Here is a 21787-nt window from a genome sequence, read left to right on the forward strand (position 1 = left end):
CGGGATCTTGCATCGGACGCCGGCGCCAAGCGAGGCTGTCCCTCGGAAAACGCACGCGCCGCATGCCTTCATCAGGCGCGGATGTGGAGGACGCACGCGCCATGCGCCTCCATCAGCCGCGGATGTATGCCGAATGCGCCGCCGCTGTCTCCCCTCGTCGCGCGGGAGTTCCGTCCCGCAGGATCGCATCGAACGAGCCCGCCTCGAGCATGGGACACCCGACGATGCGCCGGTACCCGCCCCGCGACCGTGGCGAACAGCAAACGTGCCATTGGTGCTGACGTGCCTCCCCGTGTCCAGAGTTCCGGCTCCGCAAGGTTTGTCGCTTTCGATGAGCCGTGGCGGGCCCGTCGGAGGACTTCACCTCAGGAACATGCCTGGAGGGAATCCAATGAAGCGCTGGATCACGGCCATCGGGACGGTGGCGATGATGAACGGCGGGTGCGACCCGATCGTGCTCGTTCCGGTGGAGCCTCAGCCGGTGGAGGCGGAGGAGGAGCCGCCCCCGCCATCCCCGAACGCCCTCGCGATGCGCGCCGGCGACTGGCCGCTCCCGCCCGTGGCCTCCCCGGCATCCTTCACGGAGTTCACATCGTACCTCTTCCATCCCAAGCCGAGTTTGGGCCACCCCCCGCCGCATCCCGACTCGCTCGTGCTCGTCTTCAGCGAATCCGTCCAGGAGTGCAGCCAGCCGGTGCTCCGGCCCTCGACCGAGCTGCCGGCGGACCCGGACGCAGACACGCACGACTTCTGGCAGGTCATCCTCGTCATCCCGCCCGAGCTCAATCGACCCGGCCTCATCGACCTCAGGGACGATCGCATCGGCACGTACCTGGGCTTCTGGAACTCACCCTACGCCGGGGGTATCGGCTCCAGCGGAGGCTCGGGGGAGTGGACGAGCGTGATCATCGGCACCACCATCGTCCCGGGGAAGCGGGAGAAGACGCTCGAGATCGTGAGCAGCGACGCGAGCTCCGTCTCCGTGAAGCTCGACTGGGGGGATCCGCCCTTTGACGGGGGCAATATCAACGGCGATTACACAGCCACGTATTGCGGCGACGCGCCCCCCGTGAGCCCGCCCTTGCCCGGGCTGGTGCTCCAGGGCGGACGTCATCAGGCCACGCCTCAGGGCGACGACCCAACGCCGGCTTTCGACCCCGCCGCGCTCCACCTGGTCCTCGGGACCGCGGCCACGAGCTGCGAACAACCGTCGCCGCCCATCGGGTGCACCGGCACCTCGCGCATGTCGCTGAGCCTCCCGCCAGAGCTTCAGCGGCCCGGGCTCATCGATCTCACCGATCCAGCCGTCCACGCGTCCTTCTCCGTCTCGACGCGCTCGGCGGCCGACTGCGTCACCGAGAACCTCATCTCCGGGTCGTTCACGGGCGGCACGGTCGACATCCTGAGCATCGACGCGAGCGGCGTCTCGGCCAGGGTGTACGGGTCCTACACAGAATTCAACTGGGGCGGCATCGACGTCGACGGGCTCTATGCCGCGTCGATGTGCCCGTGAGCGGCGCTCTCGCGCGAGGTGGACTCGGCCGAAGCGCGCGCTCAGCTCACGTCAGTTCACGTCAGTTCACGTCAGTTCACGTCGACGTAGAAGTCGAGGCTCTGCAAGTTCGTGATCGGGCCCTCCCAGATCTCGAACCCGACGGCGACAGCGTTCACCGTGTTGCCGGGCACGCTGAGGCCGCGCGTCTCCGCGTCGCGCACGAAGTCCATCACGTCGAACTCGATCTCGTAGCTGTCGTTCCCTTCGGCGCGCACCCAGTTCACGATCGGCAGGCCGTTCACCATGCCGTTCCAGATGTTCCACGTGCCGGGGACGTTCGCGACCGTCACGCCCTGATGCGCGGCATTCGGCTGCCCGGCGGGCTGATAGCTCGGCGGATCGCGCAGCCACACCATCAGGTAGCCCTGAAGCCGCGTGCCATTGCCCATCCAGATGTCATACGCGGCGTTGTACTCGCCGTCGTTGCCGTTCTTGGCCCAGCGCCAGCCGGTGCGAAGGCTCGTGATGGACGCGCTCGGCGCCGGCAAGCCGCAGTCCGGCACCTCCATCACCGAGTAGCGGCCGCAAAACACGGTCGGGTACGAGGCGGGTTGACCCATCGCGCCGGCCGTGCCGCTCATGCTCTCGACCGTGAACGACGTGCCCTCCCACGAGATGGTGTGGCTGCCGAAGCCGGGGCCCCAGCCGTTGGTGATGAGCACGTACGGCGTGTCGTCGCGCGAGACGAGGCCCGTCTCGTACCGCTCGCTCGAGCTGCCGGAGCCCTCCATGGTGCCGGAGCCGAGCCCGGAGCCCGGGCTCGTGGTGCCGCCCGTGCCGCCGCTGCCGCTGGTAGCTCCAGTGCCTCCCGCTCCGCCGCCGCCCGTTCCTGCCGTGGTGGTGCCGCCGCTGCTGCCCGCGCCGCCGGTGCCGCCGCTGGTTGCGCCGGTGCCGCCGCTGGTTGCGCCGGTGCCGCCCGCCCCATCGCCCGCCGAGCCGCTCGCGCTCGGCGGTCCGCCGGATCCCGACGAACCGCCGGTGCCTCCGTCGTCGGAAGACCCAGAGCAACCGGCGACGAGGGTCGCCGCCAGCATCAGCCGTGCGAAAGACTCGGTTAAGGAACGCGCGCTCATGGCGCGGACCATATCACCTTGACACCGTCGCACGGCGCCGGTGTGCGCAAAAAGCAGCGCGCGACTTGAATAATTGTAGCAGCAGCGATGGCGCACCGCTCGACTCCAAAAGTGCGGCGTGCGTCGAATCACCGCGCGGACGTGACGCGGCAGCTGTCGTGGACTCGGGTGGAGAGCGTCTGCAAGACATCGCTCCTCGCTCCTCGAACGCAATTCCAGGCCTCCGAGCCGCCTCAATAGGGCGGCAGCATCCTCCGGAATCCGTGCTTCAGGGCGAGCACCAGGAAGATCAGGTTGCGCACCGGCAAGACCGGCCAGAAATAGCCGAGCGGCCCCTCCCCGCGGGGAGCGCCCTCCCCCGCCGCGGCGCCCTCCCCCTCGGCGCGGAACTCCCGCGCGAGCCGCGCCCCGAGCCGCCGCATCCACTCGACGGACAGCGGGAAATCGGCGATCCCGCTCAACCACGCTCCCGGGATGGCGCGCGCCCCCAGCGTCGCGCCCGCGAGACCGCCGACGATGGCGCCCGTGCTGTCGGCGTCACCCCCGAGCAGGATCACGTCCTCCACCGCGCGCCGGAAATCGCGCACGTTCGCGAGCCAGCAGAACAGGACCGCAGGGACGGTGTCCACGATGAAGCCGCTCACGCCCTGATGGAGCCCGATCGCACCGGCGAACTCCTCCGCCGAGGCGCCCCGGGCGAGCAGCTCCGCCGCGCAGTCGAGCCGGCGGCGGAGCTCCCCGTCCGCGACGCGCTCGCGCAGCATCGCCAGGAGCTCGCCCGGATTCACCTGCTCCGGCCCGCGCACCGCCGCATACGAGGCCGCGAGGGCGATGAGCCGCGCGCCCTCCTCGGCGCGCGGGTCGGTATGGGTGAGGCGCGTGGACGCGCGCACCATCGGCTCGATGCGCGACGGCGCGAGGGCGAGCGCCGCGCCCAGGATCGGCGCGCGCATCGCAGGGCCGTTGCCGGCCGAGAAGACGCCGCTCCGCTCCGGAGAGAAGCCGAGCCATAGCTTGAGGATCGCCCGCAACGTGGCGTATCCGACGCCCGCGGGCAGCGCGGCGAGCCAGCCGCGGAGCCGCCAGCCGAGCGAGCGCGCGAACCGCCCGGCGTCGCGAGGGGCGGCCAGCAGGGCCTGCGCCGTCATGCACGCGTGCTCCGTGTCGTCGCTGACCATCCCGCGGCCGAGCACGAAGCGGTGCTCGAGCGGCGCAGGGCCGAAGAGGCGCCCGGCGCGGCGGCGCGAGAGGCCCTCGCGCGGGAGGCCGAGGGCGTCGCCGACCGCCGCGCCGAGGAGGACGCCGGTGAGCCGGTCCTCGCGATCGATGGATGTCGTCTCGATGGGCATGCGAGCGCGCCTTTCACGCGCCGTGCCGCGGAAATGACCGCAGCGCGCCGCCGAGATCCGCGCGATTCGGCGCACCCCGCCGCGCGTCCGCCCCGGGAGCAGCCCGCCAGGTTGGCAGTCGCTCTCCGCGCCGATGGACATCGTGTCGCGCCGCGGCGGCGCCGCCCGCCGCCGCGGCGCGACTCCCGGGCTCGCCGGGCGCTCTGGCCATCTTCTATGCAGGCGAGATCGGCAGCCCCTTCGGCGAGCCCGCGGACGTCGCCTCGCCGCGCGCCGGCTCCGGCGAGGCCCGCCCGTCGAGCAGCGCGCCGACGCCGGTGAGCGCCGCGAGGAGCACGGCCGCCCCCGCCCACAGCGGGCCCGCGGCGAGGCCCGGCGCCGCATGGAGGAACGCGATCGCGCCGACGAGCGCCGCCAGGAAGAGCGCCGCCGCGAGCGCGCGCGTCGAGCGCGGGCGCTCCACGTCGTGCAGGACGTAGCCTGGGTCGGTGCGCAGCGGGCCCTCCTCGAGCGGCGACGCCTCGGAGCGCCAGTCCGGCGGCCGGAGAAAGACGAGCAGCTTGCCCGAGAGGCGCGGCTCCGCCGACGCCATGCGCGCGAGCTTGCGCCACGGGTCGAGGTTCGCGCGCAGCGCGCTGAAGCTCCCGAGCGGCTGGACAACGCCGTAGCGCGGGAGCGCGCCCTCCGCGCGGAACGTGCCGAACAGCCGATCCCAGACGATGAGCATGCCGCCGTGGTTCCGGTCGAGATACGCCGCGTCGACGCCGTGGTGCACCCGGTGGTGAGACGGCGTGTTCAGCACCCGCTCCAGCGGACCGAGCCGGCCGACGAGCTGCGTGTGGATCCAGAACTGATAGAGCGTGTTCAGCGTGTACGTCGTGACGAGCACCACCGGCGGGAAGCCGAGCAGGGCGAGCGGCCAGAAGAACGGCCAGAAGAACGCCCGCTGCAGCCAGCTCTGACGCAACGCGACCGACAGGTTGTAGTCCTCGCTCTGGTGGTGGACCGCGTGCGCCGCCCACAGGAAGTTCACCCGGTGGCTCGCGCGGTGGGCCCAGTAGTAGCAAAAGTCGACGGCGACGAAGCAGGCCAGCCAGGTCGACGCTGCGCCCGGCGGCAGCCGGAGCGGCGCGGCGCGCTCGAAGAGGAAGACATAAACGAGCAAGCCGAAGCTGACGAGGGTGACAATCGTTTGCTGGCCCACCCCGCAGGACAGGTTGGCGAGCGCGTCGGAGAAGCGGTAGTCGCGGCGCCCGCGGCGGCGACAGAGCCAGAGCTCGACGCCGATGAGCGCGAAAAAGGCCGGTACAGCAAGCAGGATCAGGCTCGACGACATGCCCCCGTCCTCCGCGAGGCCGGCGCACCGCGCCTCGGCCAACGCCCGCTCATCCTAGCCCGATCGCCGCCCGGACGCCGCCGGCACGCCCGGAAACGAGCGCCACCCGGACGACCTCGGCCGGCGCGCAGCGACCCCCGGCGCCGGCCCGGATCGCCCCGCCCCGGGACCCGGCGCCGCCCGCCGGACGGCCGCGCGCCAGCAGCGCCCGGAACACCGCACGCCCGCTCCGGAGCGGCCCCGCCGGCCGCTCGGTTCCCTGTTGACGCTGAACCGATTAAGTGGTCTTCCACCAGCCGCGCCAGCAGGAGCGACCACCCCGAACGGAGGCTTGTATCGGCGCGACACCCGGGGGAATCGCAGCCATGCCGGCGAGACGATCAACGCGCAGGTGACGCGGCCGCTCGGCACAGCGCCGTGAACGGGCCGCAGGCTCCGAGCGACAGCGCTCAGCCATGCTTGAGGAACGAACCTCCAACCAGGTAAGGAAACACCATGAACAGAACCTTGTTGCTTGCTCTGGGATTGCTCTCCCTCGCCGCGTGCTCCTCTGACGCGGTCGACCCCTCCCCCTCCGGCGGCACCGGTGGGTCCGGCAACACCGGCGGCGGCGGGGGCGACACCGGCGGCGGGAGCGACACCGGCGGCGGCGACACCGGCGGCGGCGGCACCGGCGCCGGCGACACCGGGGGCGGCGGGGACGGAACCGGCGGCGGCGCGGCCCTCGATTGCGCCCAGCAAGCCGAAAAGTGCTACGTCCGGACCGATGGGAGTAAGCTCACGCTCGACGGGAAACCGTACAAGTACATGGGCACGAACTTCTGGGCAGCTCCCTACGTCGACCTCGAGCGCTTGCGCACCGAGCTCGACATCCTCGAGAGCCAGGGCGTGCTGAACCTCCGGATCATGGCGCTCAGCGAGGGCGACATCCCCGAGGCGCAGCAGAACGACCCGGCGTTCGGGCCGCAGCGGATCTTCCCCGCCTCGTCCGACGCGCCGTGCGCCGACCCGAAGCTGGAGCAGTACGTGAGCAACCTGAAGACGGTGCTCGACGAGATCCACGGCCACGGCATGAAGGCCGTGATGACGCTGAACGACTGGTACCACTGGTCCGGCGGTATGCCCCAGTACATCAAGTGGGCGCACGAGCAGCCGGAGACCACGTGCGGCAAGGACTTCGGCGCGTACCAGGTCGGCCTGACCCACCCCGAGACCGGCGCCGACCTGCTCGCGGCAAACCACTTCGTGCCGTTCGCCGGGTCGGCCCGGTTCGAGGAGGGCACCGGCGAGGACTGCCAGGCCGTCCCGCTCGCCGGCGACTTCGCGATCCCCCACCCGAACACGATCACCGACCCGGACCTCATCGGCCCGGCGTGGGACGACCAGCAGAACCTCTCGACCCTGTTCCTGTGCAACAAGAAGGCGCAGGAGTTCTTCTACAGCCGGGCCGAGGTCGTCATCGCGGCGCTCAAGGACCACCCGGGCATCATGGCGTGGCAGCTCGCGAACGAGCCGCGGTCGTTCAGGGGCTGGAGCGCGCTCTTCAAGCTCTGGGTCGAGCGGACCGCGAAGTTCATCAAGGACATCGACCCGAACCACCTCGTCTCCATCGGCTCGGAGGGCGAGCTGTACCAGTGGGGCGACTACGCGAACAGCGACTACCGCGCGTTCCACGACGTGCCCGGCATCGATTACCTGACCTTCCACGTCTGGCCGGAGAACTGGTCGTGGTACGACCCCTCGCTGCCGATCGACAGCGCCGAGGACAAGTCGCTGAACGCGGCCATCGACCTGAGCGACGAGTTCATCGCGACGCAGATCGCGCACGCCAAGGCGCTGAACAAGCCGATCGTCGTCGAGGAGTTCGGCCTCGCGCGCGACGACAAGTCCGATCCGGTCAGCACCCCGGTCACGAAGCGGAACGCGTATTACGCCTCCGTCTTCGACGCGGTCAAGGACAACGCCGAGCTCGCCGGCGTGAACTTCTGGGCGTGGGGCGGGACCGGCAGGCCGGAGAACGACGGCAACCTCTACTGGCGTCTCGGCCAGGACTACATCGGCGATCCGCCCCACGAGCTCCAGGGGTGGTACTCGGTGTACACGTCCGACGTCGACACGCTGACGCTCATCATGCAGTACGCTGACCAGATCAACTCGATACAGTGATACCCCGTGGGGCCGATCACGGCCCCACACCCTTTCATCTGACGCGGAGGTCATCTTGATTCGTCGTTCTGCCTTCCTCATGGCGCTGTTCTCGCTCGCGTTCTCGGCCGGCTGCTCGAAGCCGGAGGCCGGGAACGAGGTGAGCGCTGGCAAGACGGAAGAAAAAGCCGCGAAGACCGCGGACACCAAGGCTACGGAGAAGAAGAAGCTCACGATCGGCTTCTCCATGGACACCCTCAAGGAGGAGCGGTGGCAGCGCGACCGCGACCTGTTCAAGGCGAAGGCCGAGTCGCTCGGGGCCCAGGTGCTCGTGCAGTCGGCGAACAGCGATGACGCCCTTCAGAACTCGCAGGCCGAGAACCTGCTCACCCAGGGCGTCGACATCCTCGTGGTCGTGCCCCACAACGCCAAGACGACGGCCACGATCGTCGAGTCGGCGCACAAGCAGGGCGTGCCGGTCATCGCCTACGACCGGCTGATCCTCGACTCCGACGTCGACCTCTACGTGTCCTTCGACAACGTCAAGGTGGGCGAGCTCCAGGCCCAGCACCTCGTGAAGCTGCAGCCGAAGGGGAGCTACGTCCTCATCGGCGGCTCGCCGACCGACAACAACGCGAAGCTCTTCCGCGAGGGGCAGATGAACGTCCTGAAGCCGCTCATCGACAAGGGCGACATCAAGGTCGTGGCGGACCAGTGGGCCAAGGACTGGCAGCCTGTCGAGGGGCTCAAGATCACCGAGAACGCCCTCACCAAGAACAACAACAACGTCAACGCGGTCGTCGCCTCGAACGACGGGCTCGCGGGCGCGGCGGTCCAGGCGCTCGGCGAGCAGAAGCTCGCCGGCAAGGTCGCCGTCTCGGGGCAGGACGCCGAGCTCGCCGGCTGCCAGCGGATCGCGGCCGGCACCCAGAGCATGACCGTCTACAAGCCGATCAAGCTGCTCGCCGAGAAGGCCGCCGAGCTCGCCATCAAGCTGGCGAAGAAGGAGGACCTCGGCGAGAAGACGCAGACGGTCAACAACGGGAAGAAGGACGTCCCGAGCGTGCTCATCACGCCGGTCGCCGTGGACAAGGAGAACCTCGCCTCCACGGTGATCGCCGACGGGTTCCACAAGAAAGAGGACGTCTACAAGGACGCCCCCAAGGAGCAGTAGCCGGCGGCCGAGCAGGCCTCTCCCGGGCGAGCGCTCACCGCCCCCATCGGCGATCTGCCGTCGGACGTCCTCCAGGGCGTCTGACGGCGGACGCCTCCCGCCTCCCCTCTCCCTCCCTCGCGCGCGTGGTCACGCCCGATCGCTCTCCCGGGCGTCGCGGACACAGGCATCCCCGCCTCACCCGAGGTCTCGGCGATTCCGTATCCTCTCTCATGATCACGCAGGCGCCCGAATCCGGAGCCTCCTGGATTGTCCGCATCCCTGCGCCCGTCATGATACCGCGCGTTCGCGGCGTGGGCCGTGGCGCAAGGAGATGCGATGTCCTCCATGAAACGGCGACAGCTCCTGAAGCATGGTCTGGCCGCGACGGGCGGGCTCCTGGTGCTCCGGCGCGGCGGTGTGGCGAGGGCGGTCCTCGATGCATGTCCGATCCCCTCGGCACAGGGACCGACCCTCTCCGGCGTCGACATCGCCGCATTCCGGTACAGCCGCCCGCTGCGCATCCCGCCCACCATGCCCAGGGCCAACGGGCGCCACGATCTCGGCGCGCGCTTCGATCATTACGAGATCGCTGTCCAGCAGTTCCCGCAGCAGGTCCTGCCGCCCGAGATGGATCTACCCCTGACCACGGTGTGGGGATACGGGGCGCTCGGCCGCCCGGAGACGTTCAGCTACCCGGCGTTCACCATCGAGGCGAGGTGGCGGAGGCCGGTGCGCGTGAAGTGGATCAACGACCTCAAGGATCCCGCGACGGGCAACTTCCTCCCCCACCTGCTCCCTGTCGACCCGACCCTCCACTGGGCCAACCCGCCCGGCGGGGTGGAGTTCCGCGATATGCGGCCCACGTTCGTCGGCGAATGTCCGGGCGAATGCGCGCCGGAGGCGTACCGGGGGCCGGTGCCGATCGTCACGCACCTCCACGGCATGGCCGGGGTGGAGCAGGAGAGCGACGGCTATCCGGAGGCCTGGTACCTCCCCGCGGCGACGGACATCCCCGAGGGGTACGCGGAGACAGGCACCTTCTACGACGACTACAGGCGCACGTCGCCGCTCGGGGACCTGTGGGAGCCAGGGGCGGCCGTGTTCCATTATCCGAACGACCAGCGGGCAACGACGCTCTGGTACCACGATCACGCGCTCGGCCTCACCCGCCTCAACGTCTACGCGGGGACGGCCGGCTTTTACCTGCTCCGCGGCGGCCCGGACGATCTCCCGCCCGGCGTGCTCCCCGGCTCGTCCCCGACGCGGGGCGATTGCCATGGCTCCGGGACGTACGAGATCCCGATCGTGATCCAGGACCGCTCCTTCAACGCCGACGGGTCGCTCTTCTACCCCGATACACGCGCGCTCCCTCCCGAGCTCGCGGACCTGTACGTCCCGTGCGGCCCCTTCCCGCCGATCTGGGTCCCGGAGTTCTTCGGCGACGTCATGGTCGTCAACGGCCAAGCGTGGCCTTACCTCGAGGTCGAGCAGCGACGTTATCGCTTCCGCATCCTGAACGGCAGCAACTCGCGGTTCCTGATCCTCCAGATGGATAACGGCCTCCCGTTCTGGCAGATAGGCTCCGACGGCGGGTTCCTCCCCGCCCCCGTGCGGCGCAGCAGCCTCGTGCTCGCGCCGGCCGAGCGCGCGGACGTGATCGTGGATTTCAGCGATGTCCGCGCCGGCGCCGAGATCGTCCTCCTCAACCTCGGCCCGGACGGGCCCTTCACCAGCGGCCCGCAGACCCCGGCCGACCCGGCGACGACAGGACAGGTGATGCAGCTCCGCGTCGTGCCGGCGACGAGCAGGGACACGAGCACGTCCCCCCACCGGCTCAGGCTGCCACGGATCGAGCGGCTCGGCGCCGAGGACGCCGTGCGGCGGGTGTCCCTCAACGAGGAGTTCTCCCTGAGCGCCCCCGAGGCCGGCCCGCTCGCGGTCCTGCTGGGCACGTTCCGGCCTCCGGGCTCCGACACGCCGCTGGCGCTGCACTGGGATGATCCCATCACGGAGAACCCGGCCGTCGGGTCGACCGAGATCTGGGAGATCCACAACTTCACCATGGACTCGCACCCGATCCACCTCCACGAGGTCCAGTTCGAGGTCGTCGAGCGCCAGCCGTTCGATCTCCCGCCGCGCCCGCCGGAGGCAGGCGAGGAGGGCCTCAAGGACACCGTGATCGCGCCGCCTGGCGAGATCACGCGCATCAAGATGCGGTTCGACAGGCCTGGCCGGTTCGTGTGGCACTGCCACATCCTCGAGCACGAGGACAACGAGATGATGCGGCCCTACCAGATCGGACGCATGCCCCGCGATATCCCGGGTCGCTGAGCTCGCCATGCGCGGCGCCGCGCACGCCTCGCGCGGGGGCGCAGGTCCTGCGAGCGCGACGGGCCCGGCCCGGTACCCGCTCGCGCTCACCGCTCGCCGCCGACCCCGCCGAAGCCGCAGATCCCGCCGCGGCCCGCGGTGCGACACGAGCAGGCCCGTCAGGCACGGGGCCTGCTTTTTGCTGCTTGCTGGCCACGTGGTCACGCCGGCACGCCCCTACAGCCCCCACGACCCTACAGCCCCCACGAGGAGACCATGAGCGCCGCCCGGACGGTCCTGTCTGACGCCGATCCCTCACGCCCAGTCCGCCAGCTGCTCGAGGCGGTCTTGCCGGACGCGCGGGTCGTGGAGGTCACCGCCATGGGACCGGACGGCAGCGCCAGCCACGACCTGACCGAGAAGGCAGCCGGCTACGGCGCCCCCCGCCGGATCACGGTGGCGCGGCCCGACGGCTCGACGCAGCGGCTGGTCCTGCACACGTCGACAGCCAACGAGTTCGGACACGACAGGCGGTCGGATCGCGCGGCGGAGATGGTGCTCGCCTTCGACACCTTCGGATCGATTCCATCGCACGTGCAGGTCCTGGACGTCGGCTCCCTGACCCGCGATGGCCGCTTCCTGTCGCTGCGGGACGCGGGCGAGTTCTACCTGCTCACCACGTACGCGGAGGGGCAGGTCTACGCCGAGGATCTGCGCCGGATCGCGCGGGAGCGCCGCGCGACGCCGGCGGATCTGGCGCGCTGCGAGGCGCTCGCCAGATACCTCGTCGCGCTCCACGCGGCGCCGGGCGCCCAGCCGGGCAGCTACCGCCGCGCGGTGCGCGATCTCGTGGGCCACGGAGAGGGCATCTTCGGCATCATCGACGGCTATCCGGACGGCGTGCCCGGCGCGCCGCCCGAGCGGCTCCAGGCCATCGAGCGGCGCTGCGTCGCGTGGCGGTGGAGGCTGCGCGGCCGGGACCAGCGGCTCACGCGCACGCACGGCGACTTCCACCCCTTCAACATCGTGTTCGACGAGGCGTCGCAGCTCACCCTGCTCGACACGAGCCGCGGGTCCCAGGGCGATCCGGCCGATGACGTGACCTGCCTCGCCATCAACTACGTCTTCTTCGCGCTGGACGCGCCCGGCGCATGGGAGGGCGGCCTCCGCGCGCTGTGGCAGCGGTTCTGGCGGGTCTACCTCGACGGGAGCGGCGGCGCGGGCGCGCTCGACGTGGCGGCGCCGTTCCTCGCGTGGCGCGCGCTCGTGCTCGCCAACCCTGCCTGGTACCCCGCGGTCCCGGGGCGCGCGCGGGACGCCCTGCTCTCCTTCGTGGAGCGCGCCCTCGACGCGCCGCGCTTCGATCCGGACGACGCGGAGCGGGTGTTCGCGTGAAGGGCGGCGTCGTCTGGATCACGGGGCTGCCGTCGTCGGGCAAATCGACCCTGGCCGCGCGGGTCCAGCGCGCGCTCGCCGGCGAGGGCCGGGCGAGCTGCCTGCTCGACGGCGACGAGGTCCGCGACGCGCTCGTCCCGCGGCCCGGCTACGACCCGCGCGGGCGCGATGATTTCTACGAGACGCTCGGGCGCCTGTCCGCGCTGATCGCGCGCCAAGGGGTCATCGTGATCGTGGCGGCGACCGCGCACCGCCGCGCCTACAGGGAGAGAGCGCGCGCGCTCGCGCCGCGGCTCCTCGAGGTGTACATGGATGTCCCTCCCGGGGTCTGCCGGGAGCGCGACCCGAAGGGGCTCTACAGGTCGGCCGGCGCCGGCGAGATCGACGCGCTCCCCGGCGCCGGGCTCGATTACGAGGCGCCGCCCTCGCCGGAGCTCGTCGCGCGCGGGGGCGAGGACGACGCGGCGCTCGGGGCGATCCTGGAGCGCGCGAGATCGTGGTCCGACGGCGTGGCCGGCGTGGAAGGAAGCGCGTGATAGCCTCCAGCCCCGTGCCCTCGCGAGAGACGCTCTTCGACGAGATCAAGCGGTACGTCCGCTTCAACGACGAGGACGCGGGCCGGCTCGCCTCGTTTCGCGCGCACGCGGAGCCCCATTTCCCCCGCATCGCGGACGAGTTCTACGACCGCATCCGCGAGCACGAGGGCGCCCACGAGGTCTTCACCGGCGAGGAGCAGGTGGAGCGGCTCAAGCGATCGCTCGTCCGCTGGATGACGCGCATCTGCACCGGGCCGTACGACGGCGCGTACTTCGATGAGACCGCGAAGATCGGGCGGATCCACGTCCGGGTCGGGCTGCCGCAGCGGTACATGTTCACGGCGATGACGCTCATCCGGCTCGCGTTCGACGAGATCGCCGCGGGCGCCCTCGGCGAGCACACGGCCCCGGTCCGCGCCGCGGTGGGCAAGGTGCTCGATCTCGAGCTCGCCATCATGCTGGAGACCTACCGGGACGATTTCCTCGCGCGCGCGCAGCGCGCCGAGCGCCTGGACCGGGAGGAGGTCGGCCGCACGCTCGCGCGCACGGAGCACCGGTACAAGAGCGCCGTCGAGCTCGCCCGCGTCCTCGTCGTGGGCCTCGACGCGCGGGCCGTCGTGCGGCTCTGGAACCGCGAGGCGGAGCGGATCACGGGGCTCGGGCGCGAGGACATCCTCGGGACGCCGTTCGTCGAGACGCTCCTGCCCGAGGAGCTCCGCGCGGACCACGGCGCGCTCGTGAAGGAGATCGCCGCAGGCCGGCGCGCGGGCGCCGAGCTCCTGGAGAGCAGCCTCCGCACGCGCGCCGGGAAGATCCGCGACGTGCGATGGCAGCTGGCGTACGCGCCTTCCGCGGCGGACGACGAGGTGGTCCTGTTCGCGATCGGGCAGGACACGACCGACGAGAACGCGCTCGCCGCGCGCGTGCGCCAGAGCGAGAAGCTCGCCGCGGTGGGGACGCTCGCGGCCGGCCTTGCGCACGAGATCCGCAATCCGCTCAACGGCGCGCAGCTCCACGTGACCTTCCTCGAGCGGGGGCTCGCGCGCGCCGGCATGAAGGACCCGGACACCGTGGAGGCGATCCGGGTCGTCCGCGACGAGATCCGCCGCCTGTCGGGGCTGGTGAGCGAGTTCCTCGACTTCGCCCGGCCGAGCCCGCTGGACGTGAAGCCGACGTCCGTGCTCGCGCTCTGCGAGCGGACGGCGCGCGTCGCCCTGTCGCCGGAAGGCGCCGGCGCGACGGCCGAGGTGAGGGTCGATCTGCCGTCGGCCGACATCGTGCTCGACCTCGATCCCGCCCGGATCGAGCAGGTGCTGCTGAACCTCCTCCGCAACGCGGTCGAGGCGGTGGGGCCGGCCGGCGGCGGCACGGTCACGCTCCGCGCGCGGCGACAGCCGCGCCACGCCGTCCTCGAGGTGGAGGACGACGGCCCCGGCGTCGCGAGCCCGGAGGCGCCGATCTTCGATCCGTTCTTCTCGACGAAGCCGAACGGCACCGGGCTCGGGCTGGCGATCGCGCACCGGATCGTGACCGATCACGAGGGGACCATCGAGTTCCAGAGCCGACCGGGAAAGACGCTGTTCCGCGTGACGCTCCCGATCCGCCTCTCCGGCTGAGCCGCCGCGGGGCCGCGGCGCGCAGCCTTCGCGTCCTTCAGCGTGGCGCGTGGCGCGCGCGGCGCGCGTGGCGCGCAACTTGATAGTCCTCGCGGCGTGGAACCGCGCAGCGTCGAACAACCCCTGATCCTCCTCGTGGACGACGACGTCCGCACCGCCCGCCTGCTCGCGCACCTGCTCGAGGACGACGGCTTCCGGGTGGAGCTGGCCACCGACGGCGCCCTCGCGATCGCGCGGCTCGCCCGGACGCCGGTCCCCGACATCCTGGTGACGGACTTCCGGATGCCCCACGCCGACGGCATCGCCGTCGCGCGCTTCGCGCGATCGCTCAGGCCCGATCTCCCGCTGTTCGTGGTCACCGGCTATCCAGAGCTCGTGGCGCGGCTCGGGCGAGGGTTCGCGCCCGAGGCGGTGGTGCACACCAAGCCGGTGGACTACACCGCGCTGAGCGCCGAGCTCCGCTCCAGCGTGGACGCGGTGTCCTCCGGCGCGGCGCGCCCCAGGCCGACCTCCCCTGCCCCGGCCTGAGCGGGAGCGCACGTCCGGCCCGGCGAACGGCTTGCGCCGCCGCGCAACCGCTGCGACGCCCGAGCTCCGCCGCCCCGGGCCGATCCGCCGCGCAGCCCCGCCGCGCGGGCGCGCACGGCGAGGCTCGGCGGCGGGCGCCGGGCACAGCCAGCCTGGCGCACGCCGTGCAAAGGCTCTCGGCATGTCCCTCAGCCGCTTCGAACATGGCGCCGTGAGCGCCGAGCTCACCGAGTCCGCGACCGCCGTCGCGCGCAGGATGCGCGACTTCCGCGTGGGGTGCGTCGTCGTCACGCAGGGCGCGCGCGCCATTGGCATCCTCACCGATCGCGATCTCGTGATGCGGGTGATGGCCGACGCGCGCGAGCCCGAGAAGACGCTGGTGTCCGAGATCGTGACGTACGATCCGACGACCCTCCAGCAGACCGACAGCATCGAGACGGCGCTCCGGCTGATGCGCGAGCGCGGCGTCCGGCGGCTGCCCATCGTCCGCTACGACGGCAAGGTGACGGGCATCGTCACCGCCGACGATCTCACGATCTTGCTCGCCGAGGAGCTGGCCGACCTCGGCGCCGGCATCCAGGGGAACGTCGGCGCCGCCGAGAGCCGCTGACGTCTCTCGTTCCCTTCAGCGCGGCACGAGAGCACGAGAGCAGGCGACCACGAGGCGCGCCGCGCGCCCCTGGGCTCGGGCCCTTGCGTCGCCCTCCGGGTGGTGCTTGCCTGCCGCGCCGCGGTCGGGAGGTGCCGCGCCGCCGCGCAGGCGCTGTATCCTCCGACTGCAGCGCGGTCTTCGGAAGGGACGCCATGAACGCCGAGAAGAGACAGGGCACGAGGGTGCTCGTCGTGGACGACGAGGCGAGCGCGCGCTCGGGGCTGGAGAAGCTCTTGCGACAGGAGGGCTACGCCGTCGACGCGGCGGGCAACGGCGTCGAGGCGCTCGAGGTCGCGGCGGAGCGGCCGCCAGACGTCGTCGTCACCGACCTGAAGATGCCGAAGATGGATGGGGTGGCGCTGCTCGGGAAGCTCCGCGAGCAGGATCCGACGCTGCCGGTGCTCGTCGTCACCGCGTTCGGTGATGTGAGCTCGGCGGTGCAGGCGATGCGCGCGGGGGCCGAGGACTACCTGACGAAGCCGGTCGATTTCGACGCGCTCCTCCTGTCCATCGAGCGCGCGCTGGAGCGGAGCGCGCTCCGGGTCGAGGCGGAGAACCTCCGCCGGCAGCTGCGCGAGCGCGAGGGCGAGGGCGTCGAGGGGCTCATCGGGGCGAGCCCGGCGATGCAGAAGGTCTATCGGATGGCGAGGCAGGTGGCGGGCGCGCGGGCGACGGTGCTCATCACCGGCGAGAGCGGCACGGGCAAGGGAGAGCTCGCGCGCGCCATCCACGCGAAGGGCCCGCGCGCCAGGGCGCCGTTCGTGACGCTGCACTGCGCGGCGCTCGCGGAGTCGCTCCTGGAGAGCGAGCTGTTCGGCCACGAGCGCGGCGCGTTCACCGGCGCCGACAAGCGGCGTATCGGGCGGTTCGAGCAGGCGAACGGCGGGACGCTCTTCCTCGACGAGGTCGGCGAGATCGCGCCGTCGACGCAGGTGAAGCTGCTGCGCGTGCTCCAGGAGCGGATGTTCGAGCGGGTCGGCGGGAACGACACGGTGTCGGTCGACGTGCGGCTCATCGCGGCCACGAACCGCGATCTCACGGCGGCGGTGCAGGAGGGCCGCTTCCGGGAGGACCTCTACTACCGGCTCAACGTCGTCCACATCGACATGCCGCCGCTGCGCGTCCGCGACGCCGACGTGCTGCTCCTCGCGAACCACTTCCTGCGCCGGTTCGCGGCGGAGAACCACCGCAAGATCGAGGGGTTCACCGACGAGGCGCGGGCGAAGCTCGTCGCGCACCGGTGGCCGGGCAACGTGCGCGAGCTCGAGAACGCGATCGAGCGGGCCGTCGTGCTCTGCGACGACGCGCGCATCGACGCGGAGCACCTCCCCATCGACGCGGCGCCGGTGGCCAAGGGAGCCCTGCGCATCCCGGGCGCCACGATGGCGGAGATCGAGCGCTATGCCATCCTGTCGACGCTCGAGGCGACGAACGGCTCGACGACGCGCGCGGCCGAGCTCCTCGACATCAGCATACGCACCATCCAGTACCGCCTGCACGAATACGGCATGACGGCGAAGTCCAAGCGATCGCCGACCGCGGAGTAGGCGCGGCGCCCGCGCGGCGCGCGCACCTCGAACGCGCGGTCGCCGCGCGATCAGGTCATCACCAACGCGCGGTCGCCGCGCGATCAGGTCATCAGGTCGTCAGACCACGTCGTGCATCCAGCCGTGCCGGTCGGGGGCGAGGCCGTGCTGGATGTTGAGCAGCGCCTCGCGGAAGCGCGCCGCCACGGGCCCTGTCTCGTTGTCGTGGATGGCGAACTTCCCCTCCCGGGACTTCACCGCGCCGATGGGCGTGATCACCGCGGCCGTGCCGCACGCGAACGCCTCGGTCATGCGGCCGTCGCGCACCGCCGCGCCCCACTCGTCGAAGGTGACCTTGCGCTCCTCCGCGCCATAGCCGAAGTCCCGGGCGAGCTGCATGATGCTGTCGCGGGTGATGCCGGGGAGGAGCGTGCCTGTCAGCTCGGGCGTCACGAGCACGGGGCGCCCGCCCTCCTCGTAAACGAAGAAGATGTTCATTCCCCCCATCTCCTCGACATACCTGCGGTGGACCGCGTCGAGCCAGACCACCTGCGCGCAGCCCTCCGCCGCCGCGTTCATCTGCGCGAGCAGGCTCGCCGCGTAGTTGCCGGCGAACTTGGCCGCGCCCGTGCCGCCCGGCGCCGCCCTGACGAAATCCTCCGAGATCCAGACCGTCACCGGCTTCACGCCCTGCGGGAAATACGCGCCCGCGGGGGACGCGATCACCAGGAAATCGTATTCGCGCGAGGACCGCACCCCGAGCGCCGCCTCGGTCGCGAACATCAGCGGTCGGACATACAGGCTCTCGCCCACCGGCGCGGGCACCCACGCGCGATCCTGGCGGATCAGGGCGTCGACGGAGCCGACGAACAGCTCGACGGGCATCTCCGGCATCGCCAGCCGCCGGGCAGAGCTGTTGAAGCGGTGCGCGTTCGCCTCCGGCCGGAACGTCTTGATGCGCCCGTCCGGCTGGCGGTAGGCCTTGAACCCCTCGAAGATCGCCTGACCGTAGTGCAGCACCATCGCCGCCGGATCCATCGTGATCGGCGCGTACGGCTTGAGCTGCCCGCGGAGCCAGCCGCCCCTGTCGGCGGCGTACGGGATCACGACCATGTGCTCCGTGAACAGGCGCCCGAAGCCAGGGTTCTGCATGCGCTGCGCGCGCTCCGCGTCGCCGAGAGGGTGCTGCGTGGGGAGGATCTCCAGATCGACCTTCGTGGCGGGCGCGCTTTCGTTGCTCATCGTGCTCGACTTCCGCGACGGACAGCGGTCGACCGGCTCAGGGGCGCCGGCGCGGGTCTCGTCGTGTGGCATTTTTCGGAAGAATCCTGGCGGGATGCAAGCACTTTCTCGCGGGAGAGCCGCGCCGGCGCGCGGGTCGTTTCATCCGGTTCATCTGGCTCGTCCGGTTCATCTGTTTCGTCTGTTTCGTCTGTTTCGTCTGTTTCGTCCGGCCGAACCCAGCTTCACCCGGTTATCCGTTTCATGTTCATCCCGAACATCCGCCGCACGCGCGCGCTGTGATGGCGTCCGCTTGCGTCCGCTCGCGCGGGGATGCGCCCGGGCGCCCGCCATCGCGTCGCCCGAGCTCGCTCCGCCGGCGGCTCACCGCGCGAGCGCGGCGGGGCGTCACGCCCTCAGATACGGGTTTCGATCGCGCTCCTCACCGATCGTCGTGGAAGGGCCGTGTCCTGTCACGACCCGGGTCGACGGGTCGAGCGTGAGCAGCTTGCCCTGGATCGATGAGACGATCGCCCGCGCGTCGCCCCCCCACAGGTCGGTCCTGCCGATGCTGCGCCGGAAGAGGGTGTCCCCCGTGAACGCCACCGCGCCGGTCGTCGCCTCGACAAGGAACGACACGCTGCCGGGCGTGTGCCCCGGCGTGTGGAGCACGTGCAGATCGAGCCCGCCCGCCTTCACGACGACGCCGTCGTTCAGGTCGCCGTCGATCTCGCACCGCTCGGGCAGCGCGACGCCGAGGAGCGCCGCCTGGACCGGAAGCATGTTGTAAAGGAAGCGGTCGGCCTCGTGAATGCGCGCGGCGGCGCCCGACCAGCGCTGGAGGGGCGCCGTGGCGCCTACGTGATCGATATGGGTGTGCGTGTGCACGATGGCCGCGACCTTCGCCCCGGCCCGCTCGAGGCGCGCGCGGATCACGTCGAAGTCGCCCCCGGGATCGATCACCACCGCGCCCTGGCTGGCCGGGTCGACGAGGATCGAGCAGTTGCACCCCAGCGGACCGACGGGAAACGTCTCGAGCAGCACGGGGCGAGCTTGTAGCACGCCCCGGCCGGGGACCGCATTGGGCGGCCGCGCCTATTTCGGGGCGCTCTCGATGGTGCCGTTCGAGCCGAGCCCGTTGGTCCAGTAGACGCGCTCGGCGTCGAGGGCGATGCCGTAAGGCGACGCCTCCCTCGCGACGAACGTCCCCTGGACGCCGTTCGGCCAGATCTTCATGATGTTCACCGACTCGGGGTCGGTCCAGTAAACGCCGCTCCGATCGGCGACGATCCCGCGCGGGTTCGGCGCGCCGGTCACGAGCGCCGTGACCTCTCCCTGCCCGCCGACCTTGGGCGCGCGCATCACGGTGCCCGAGCTGCTGGTCGTCCAGTACACGTACGTCCCGTCGAGCGCGATCTCGCGCACCTCGCCCTGCGCTGTCGCGATCGTGGTGAACGGCCCCTCGCCCGTGGAGTCCTTGGGCGCGGCCATGACGCGGCCGTCTCCGTCGTCGAGCGGGAGGACGGTCCAGTAAACATGGGTCGCGTCGACGATGACGGCGTGGGGCGAGCCCGCGTCGCCCCAGATCGTGGTGAACGGGCCGTTGCCGTTCGAGTCCTTCCGCGCGCGGACCACAGCGCCGCCGCCCTCGCGGTTCGTCCAGTAGACGAACTCGCCGTCGAGCGCCAGGCCGAAGGGCGCGGTCTGCGCCGCGGCGACGACGACGGGCGCCTCGTCGCTCCCGCGCCGCGCGCGCACCACCGCGCCGGTGTACGGATCGCGATCGCCCTGGGTCACCCAGAAGACGTGGGTCGCGTCGGCCTTGATGCCCGCCGGCTCGACCTGATCCGAGGCGATGACGGTCGTCTCTTCTGTCTCGTGCGACCACTGCATGACGGAGCCTTCCTCCCCGTTGGTCCAGAAGAGGTCGCCGCCGGCAACGGCGATGTACAGCGGGTCATGCTGCCCCATGGCGTGGGTCCTGGTCTGGACGCAGGTGCCCTCCTGGCAGCTGCCCCGGCAGGGGACGGGACAGGTCCCGCAGTGGAGGGCGTCGCCCATCACGTTGACTTCGCACCCGTTCTCGGCATTGCCGTCGCAATCGACGTAGGTGTCGCCGCAGACCGGCGGATCCACGATGACAGGTCCCTCGTCGCCCCCGGTGCCCCCTGCGCCGCCCTCGCCCGGCGCGCCGCCATTGCCCGGCGCGCCGCCCTCGCCCGGCGCGCCGCCCTCCCCTCCGCCTGACGACGCCGTGCTCCCCGGCCCGGCCCCGCCGGTGGCGAAGAGACTCCCCGCATCGGGAGAGGAGCAAGCAGCCACGGCAAGTCCAGAGAAGAGCGCGAGGAGAACGGTGCGACGCATTGTGCTCTGCATGGAAACCTCCACCCATACAGGGTACACGAGCCCGTCGAGAAAACGCATCTGCGAACTTGGCATGTCGCTCACGTCGCGTTTCGTCCGCGCTCCAGCCCGCGCGCCGGTCCGCGCACGACAGGCGCGGATGTGGGGTGTTCGCGACAGATCGGCCCGGTTGGTCGGGCGACGCGGCGACATCGCGCGCGTCCGCCGACACCGGATCTCGGCGACGTCGCGGGATCTGCCGAGAGGTGGTCGCGCTCCGCCGCGCGACGGGCTCGCCCGTTCGGCGCCTCCGCGGGCCCGGGGCGCGGGCGTGACTCCGTACCTCGGACGCGACTCTGCACCTCGCCGGCGACACATCTCCTCCGCGCCGCCGTGAGCACAGGCCATGTCGGCGCCTCGCGCGCGGACATGGGGAACATGTGAAACCCCAAGAAAATGAACCACAGAGGCACAGAGGCACAGAGGAAACAGAGGGAACAGAGGGAACAGAGGGAACAGAGGGAACAGAGAGAACAGAGGGAACAGAGAGAACAGAGGGAACAGAATTTTTGTATTCCTCTGTGTCCTCTGTGCCTCTGTGCCTCTGTGGTTCAAATCTCTTCATCCCCGGGAGTTTCACGCTGATCGTTGCTCCAGGTGACGTGACCGCCTGTCCGCTGCCGGCGTCGGCGGGTCGCGCCGCGCGCGCTCGCTCGCGTCCAGCCTTGTTGTTCAACCCGCCCGGCGCCCTGCCCGCGGCAGCGAGCGCGCGCGCGGGTCGTCAAAGGCTGGCTGTCTCGCCGTGGCGCCGCGGCTCACGCGCGCTCCGCGGGCTCCCGCCTCTCCGCGCCCGCGGGCGCTCGCTCGCAGCTGCGCCCGCATCGACCTCCAGGCCCGACCGCGGAGATGGCGCTGGACGCAGAGGGGCGCTACCCTCGGGCGCCGGGTGTCTGAGCGCACGATGTCAGCCAGGGTGGAATCACCGTTCCGCCGCCAAGCGCGTCGCGGCGCGGCTCTGCGCGCCCTGCACCGCTGCGGCGCGCGCG

General features: G+C 71.2%; 16 protein-coding genes. 10 read left to right on the forward strand and 6 right to left on the reverse strand.

The genetic code is table 11. The features are described 5' to 3' along the window. The first annotated feature begins 391 nt into the window (after positions 1-391). Positions 392-1513 (forward strand): hypothetical protein, encoded by a 1122-nt coding sequence (locus WME89_RS37795; RefSeq protein WP_438004457.1) that lies wholly within the window; start codon positions 392-394, stop codon positions 1511-1513. A gap of 71 nt (positions 1514-1584) precedes the next feature. On the opposite strand, the gene WME89_RS37800 is transcribed toward WME89_RS37795, so the two are convergent. From WME89_RS37800 to WME89_RS37810, 3 genes are all read right to left on the reverse strand, one after another. Then, the gene (locus WME89_RS37800; RefSeq protein ID WP_438004458.1) at positions 1585-2589 is read right to left on the reverse strand and encodes a GH12 family glycosyl hydrolase domain-containing protein; all 1005 of its coding nucleotides are present in this window, start codon (positions 2587-2589) and stop codon (positions 1585-1587) included. A 272-nt stretch (positions 2590-2861) separates the two neighbouring features. Further along, entirely contained in the window at positions 2862-3977 is a 1116-nt protein-coding gene (locus WME89_RS37805) for an ADP-ribosylglycohydrolase family protein (protein WP_438004459.1), read from the reverse strand. 214 nt (positions 3978-4191) lie between these two features. Then, the gene (locus WME89_RS37810) at positions 4192-5313 is read right to left on the reverse strand and encodes a sterol desaturase family protein (RefSeq protein WP_438004460.1); all 1122 of its coding nucleotides are present in this window, start codon (positions 5311-5313) and stop codon (positions 4192-4194) included. 495 nt (positions 5314-5808) lie between these two features. Between WME89_RS37810 and WME89_RS37815 the strand changes: the two genes are divergently transcribed. The 9 genes from WME89_RS37815 (at position 5809) to WME89_RS37855 (ending at position 17198) form a co-directional block, all read left to right on the forward strand. Then, positions 5809-7479 carry a glycoside hydrolase 5 family protein gene (locus WME89_RS37815; RefSeq protein WP_438004461.1) on the forward strand — a complete coding sequence of 557 codons (1671 nt, stop codon included), beginning with the start codon at positions 5809-5811 and terminating at the stop codon, positions 7477-7479. A 79-nt stretch (positions 7480-7558) separates the two neighbouring features. Next, entirely contained in the window at positions 7559-8632 is a 1074-nt protein-coding gene (gene xylF / locus WME89_RS37820; RefSeq protein ID WP_438012022.1) for a D-xylose ABC transporter substrate-binding protein, read from the forward strand. Positions 8633-8959: 327 nt separating this feature from the next. Next, positions 8960-10945, forward strand: a complete 1986-nt coding sequence (locus WME89_RS37825; protein WP_438012023.1) for a multicopper oxidase family protein — start codon at positions 8960-8962, stop codon at positions 10943-10945. A gap of 255 nt (positions 10946-11200) precedes the next feature. Further along, on the forward strand, positions 11201-12319 hold the full coding sequence (locus WME89_RS37830; protein ID WP_438004462.1) for an aminoglycoside phosphotransferase family protein: 1119 nt from the start codon (positions 11201-11203) through the stop codon (positions 12317-12319). Next, complete coding sequence (locus WME89_RS37835) at positions 12316-12855, forward strand: adenylyl-sulfate kinase (protein WP_438004463.1); 540 nt, start codon at positions 12316-12318, stop codon at positions 12853-12855. The genes WME89_RS37830 and WME89_RS37835 overlap by 4 nt, the downstream gene beginning before the upstream one ends. Beyond that, positions 12852-14471, forward strand: coding sequence for a protoglobin domain-containing protein (locus WME89_RS37840; RefSeq protein WP_438004464.1), 1620 nt, complete (start codon positions 12852-12854; stop codon positions 14469-14471). Before WME89_RS37835 ends, WME89_RS37840 begins: the two co-directional genes overlap by 4 nt. Positions 14472-14567: 96 nt before the next feature. Further along, positions 14568-14999 (forward strand): response regulator, encoded by a 432-nt coding sequence (locus tag WME89_RS37845; protein WP_438004465.1) that lies wholly within the window; start codon positions 14568-14570, stop codon positions 14997-14999. 181 nt (positions 15000-15180) lie between these two features. Then, positions 15181-15609, forward strand: a complete 429-nt coding sequence (locus WME89_RS37850; protein ID WP_438004466.1) for a CBS domain-containing protein — start codon at positions 15181-15183, stop codon at positions 15607-15609. Between the two features lie 194 nt (positions 15610-15803). Beyond that, a complete protein-coding gene (locus WME89_RS37855; protein WP_438004467.1) occupies positions 15804-17198 on the forward strand; it encodes a sigma-54-dependent transcriptional regulator in 1395 nt (464 codons plus the stop codon). Positions 17199-17297: 99 nt separating this feature from the next. On the opposite strand, the gene WME89_RS37860 is transcribed toward WME89_RS37855, so the two are convergent. The 3 genes from WME89_RS37860 to WME89_RS37870 all read right to left on the reverse strand — a co-directional run bounded on the left by WME89_RS37860 (position 17298) and on the right by WME89_RS37870 (position 20762). Then, positions 17298-18419, reverse strand: coding sequence for a branched-chain amino acid aminotransferase (locus WME89_RS37860; RefSeq protein ID WP_438004468.1), 1122 nt, complete (start codon positions 18417-18419; stop codon positions 17298-17300). 387 nt (positions 18420-18806) lie between these two features. Continuing rightward, on the reverse strand, positions 18807-19442 hold the full coding sequence (locus tag WME89_RS37865; protein ID WP_438004469.1) for an MBL fold metallo-hydrolase: 636 nt from the start codon (positions 19440-19442) through the stop codon (positions 18807-18809). A 51-nt stretch (positions 19443-19493) separates the two neighbouring features. Beyond that, entirely contained in the window at positions 19494-20762 is a 1269-nt protein-coding gene (locus tag WME89_RS37870; protein ID WP_438004470.1) for a hypothetical protein, read from the reverse strand. Positions 20763-21787: the final 1025 nt, after the last annotated feature.

The organism is Sorangium sp. So ce321, from assembly GCF_051530195.1.
Lineage (GTDB): Bacteria > Myxococcota_A > Polyangia > Polyangiales > Polyangiaceae > Sorangium.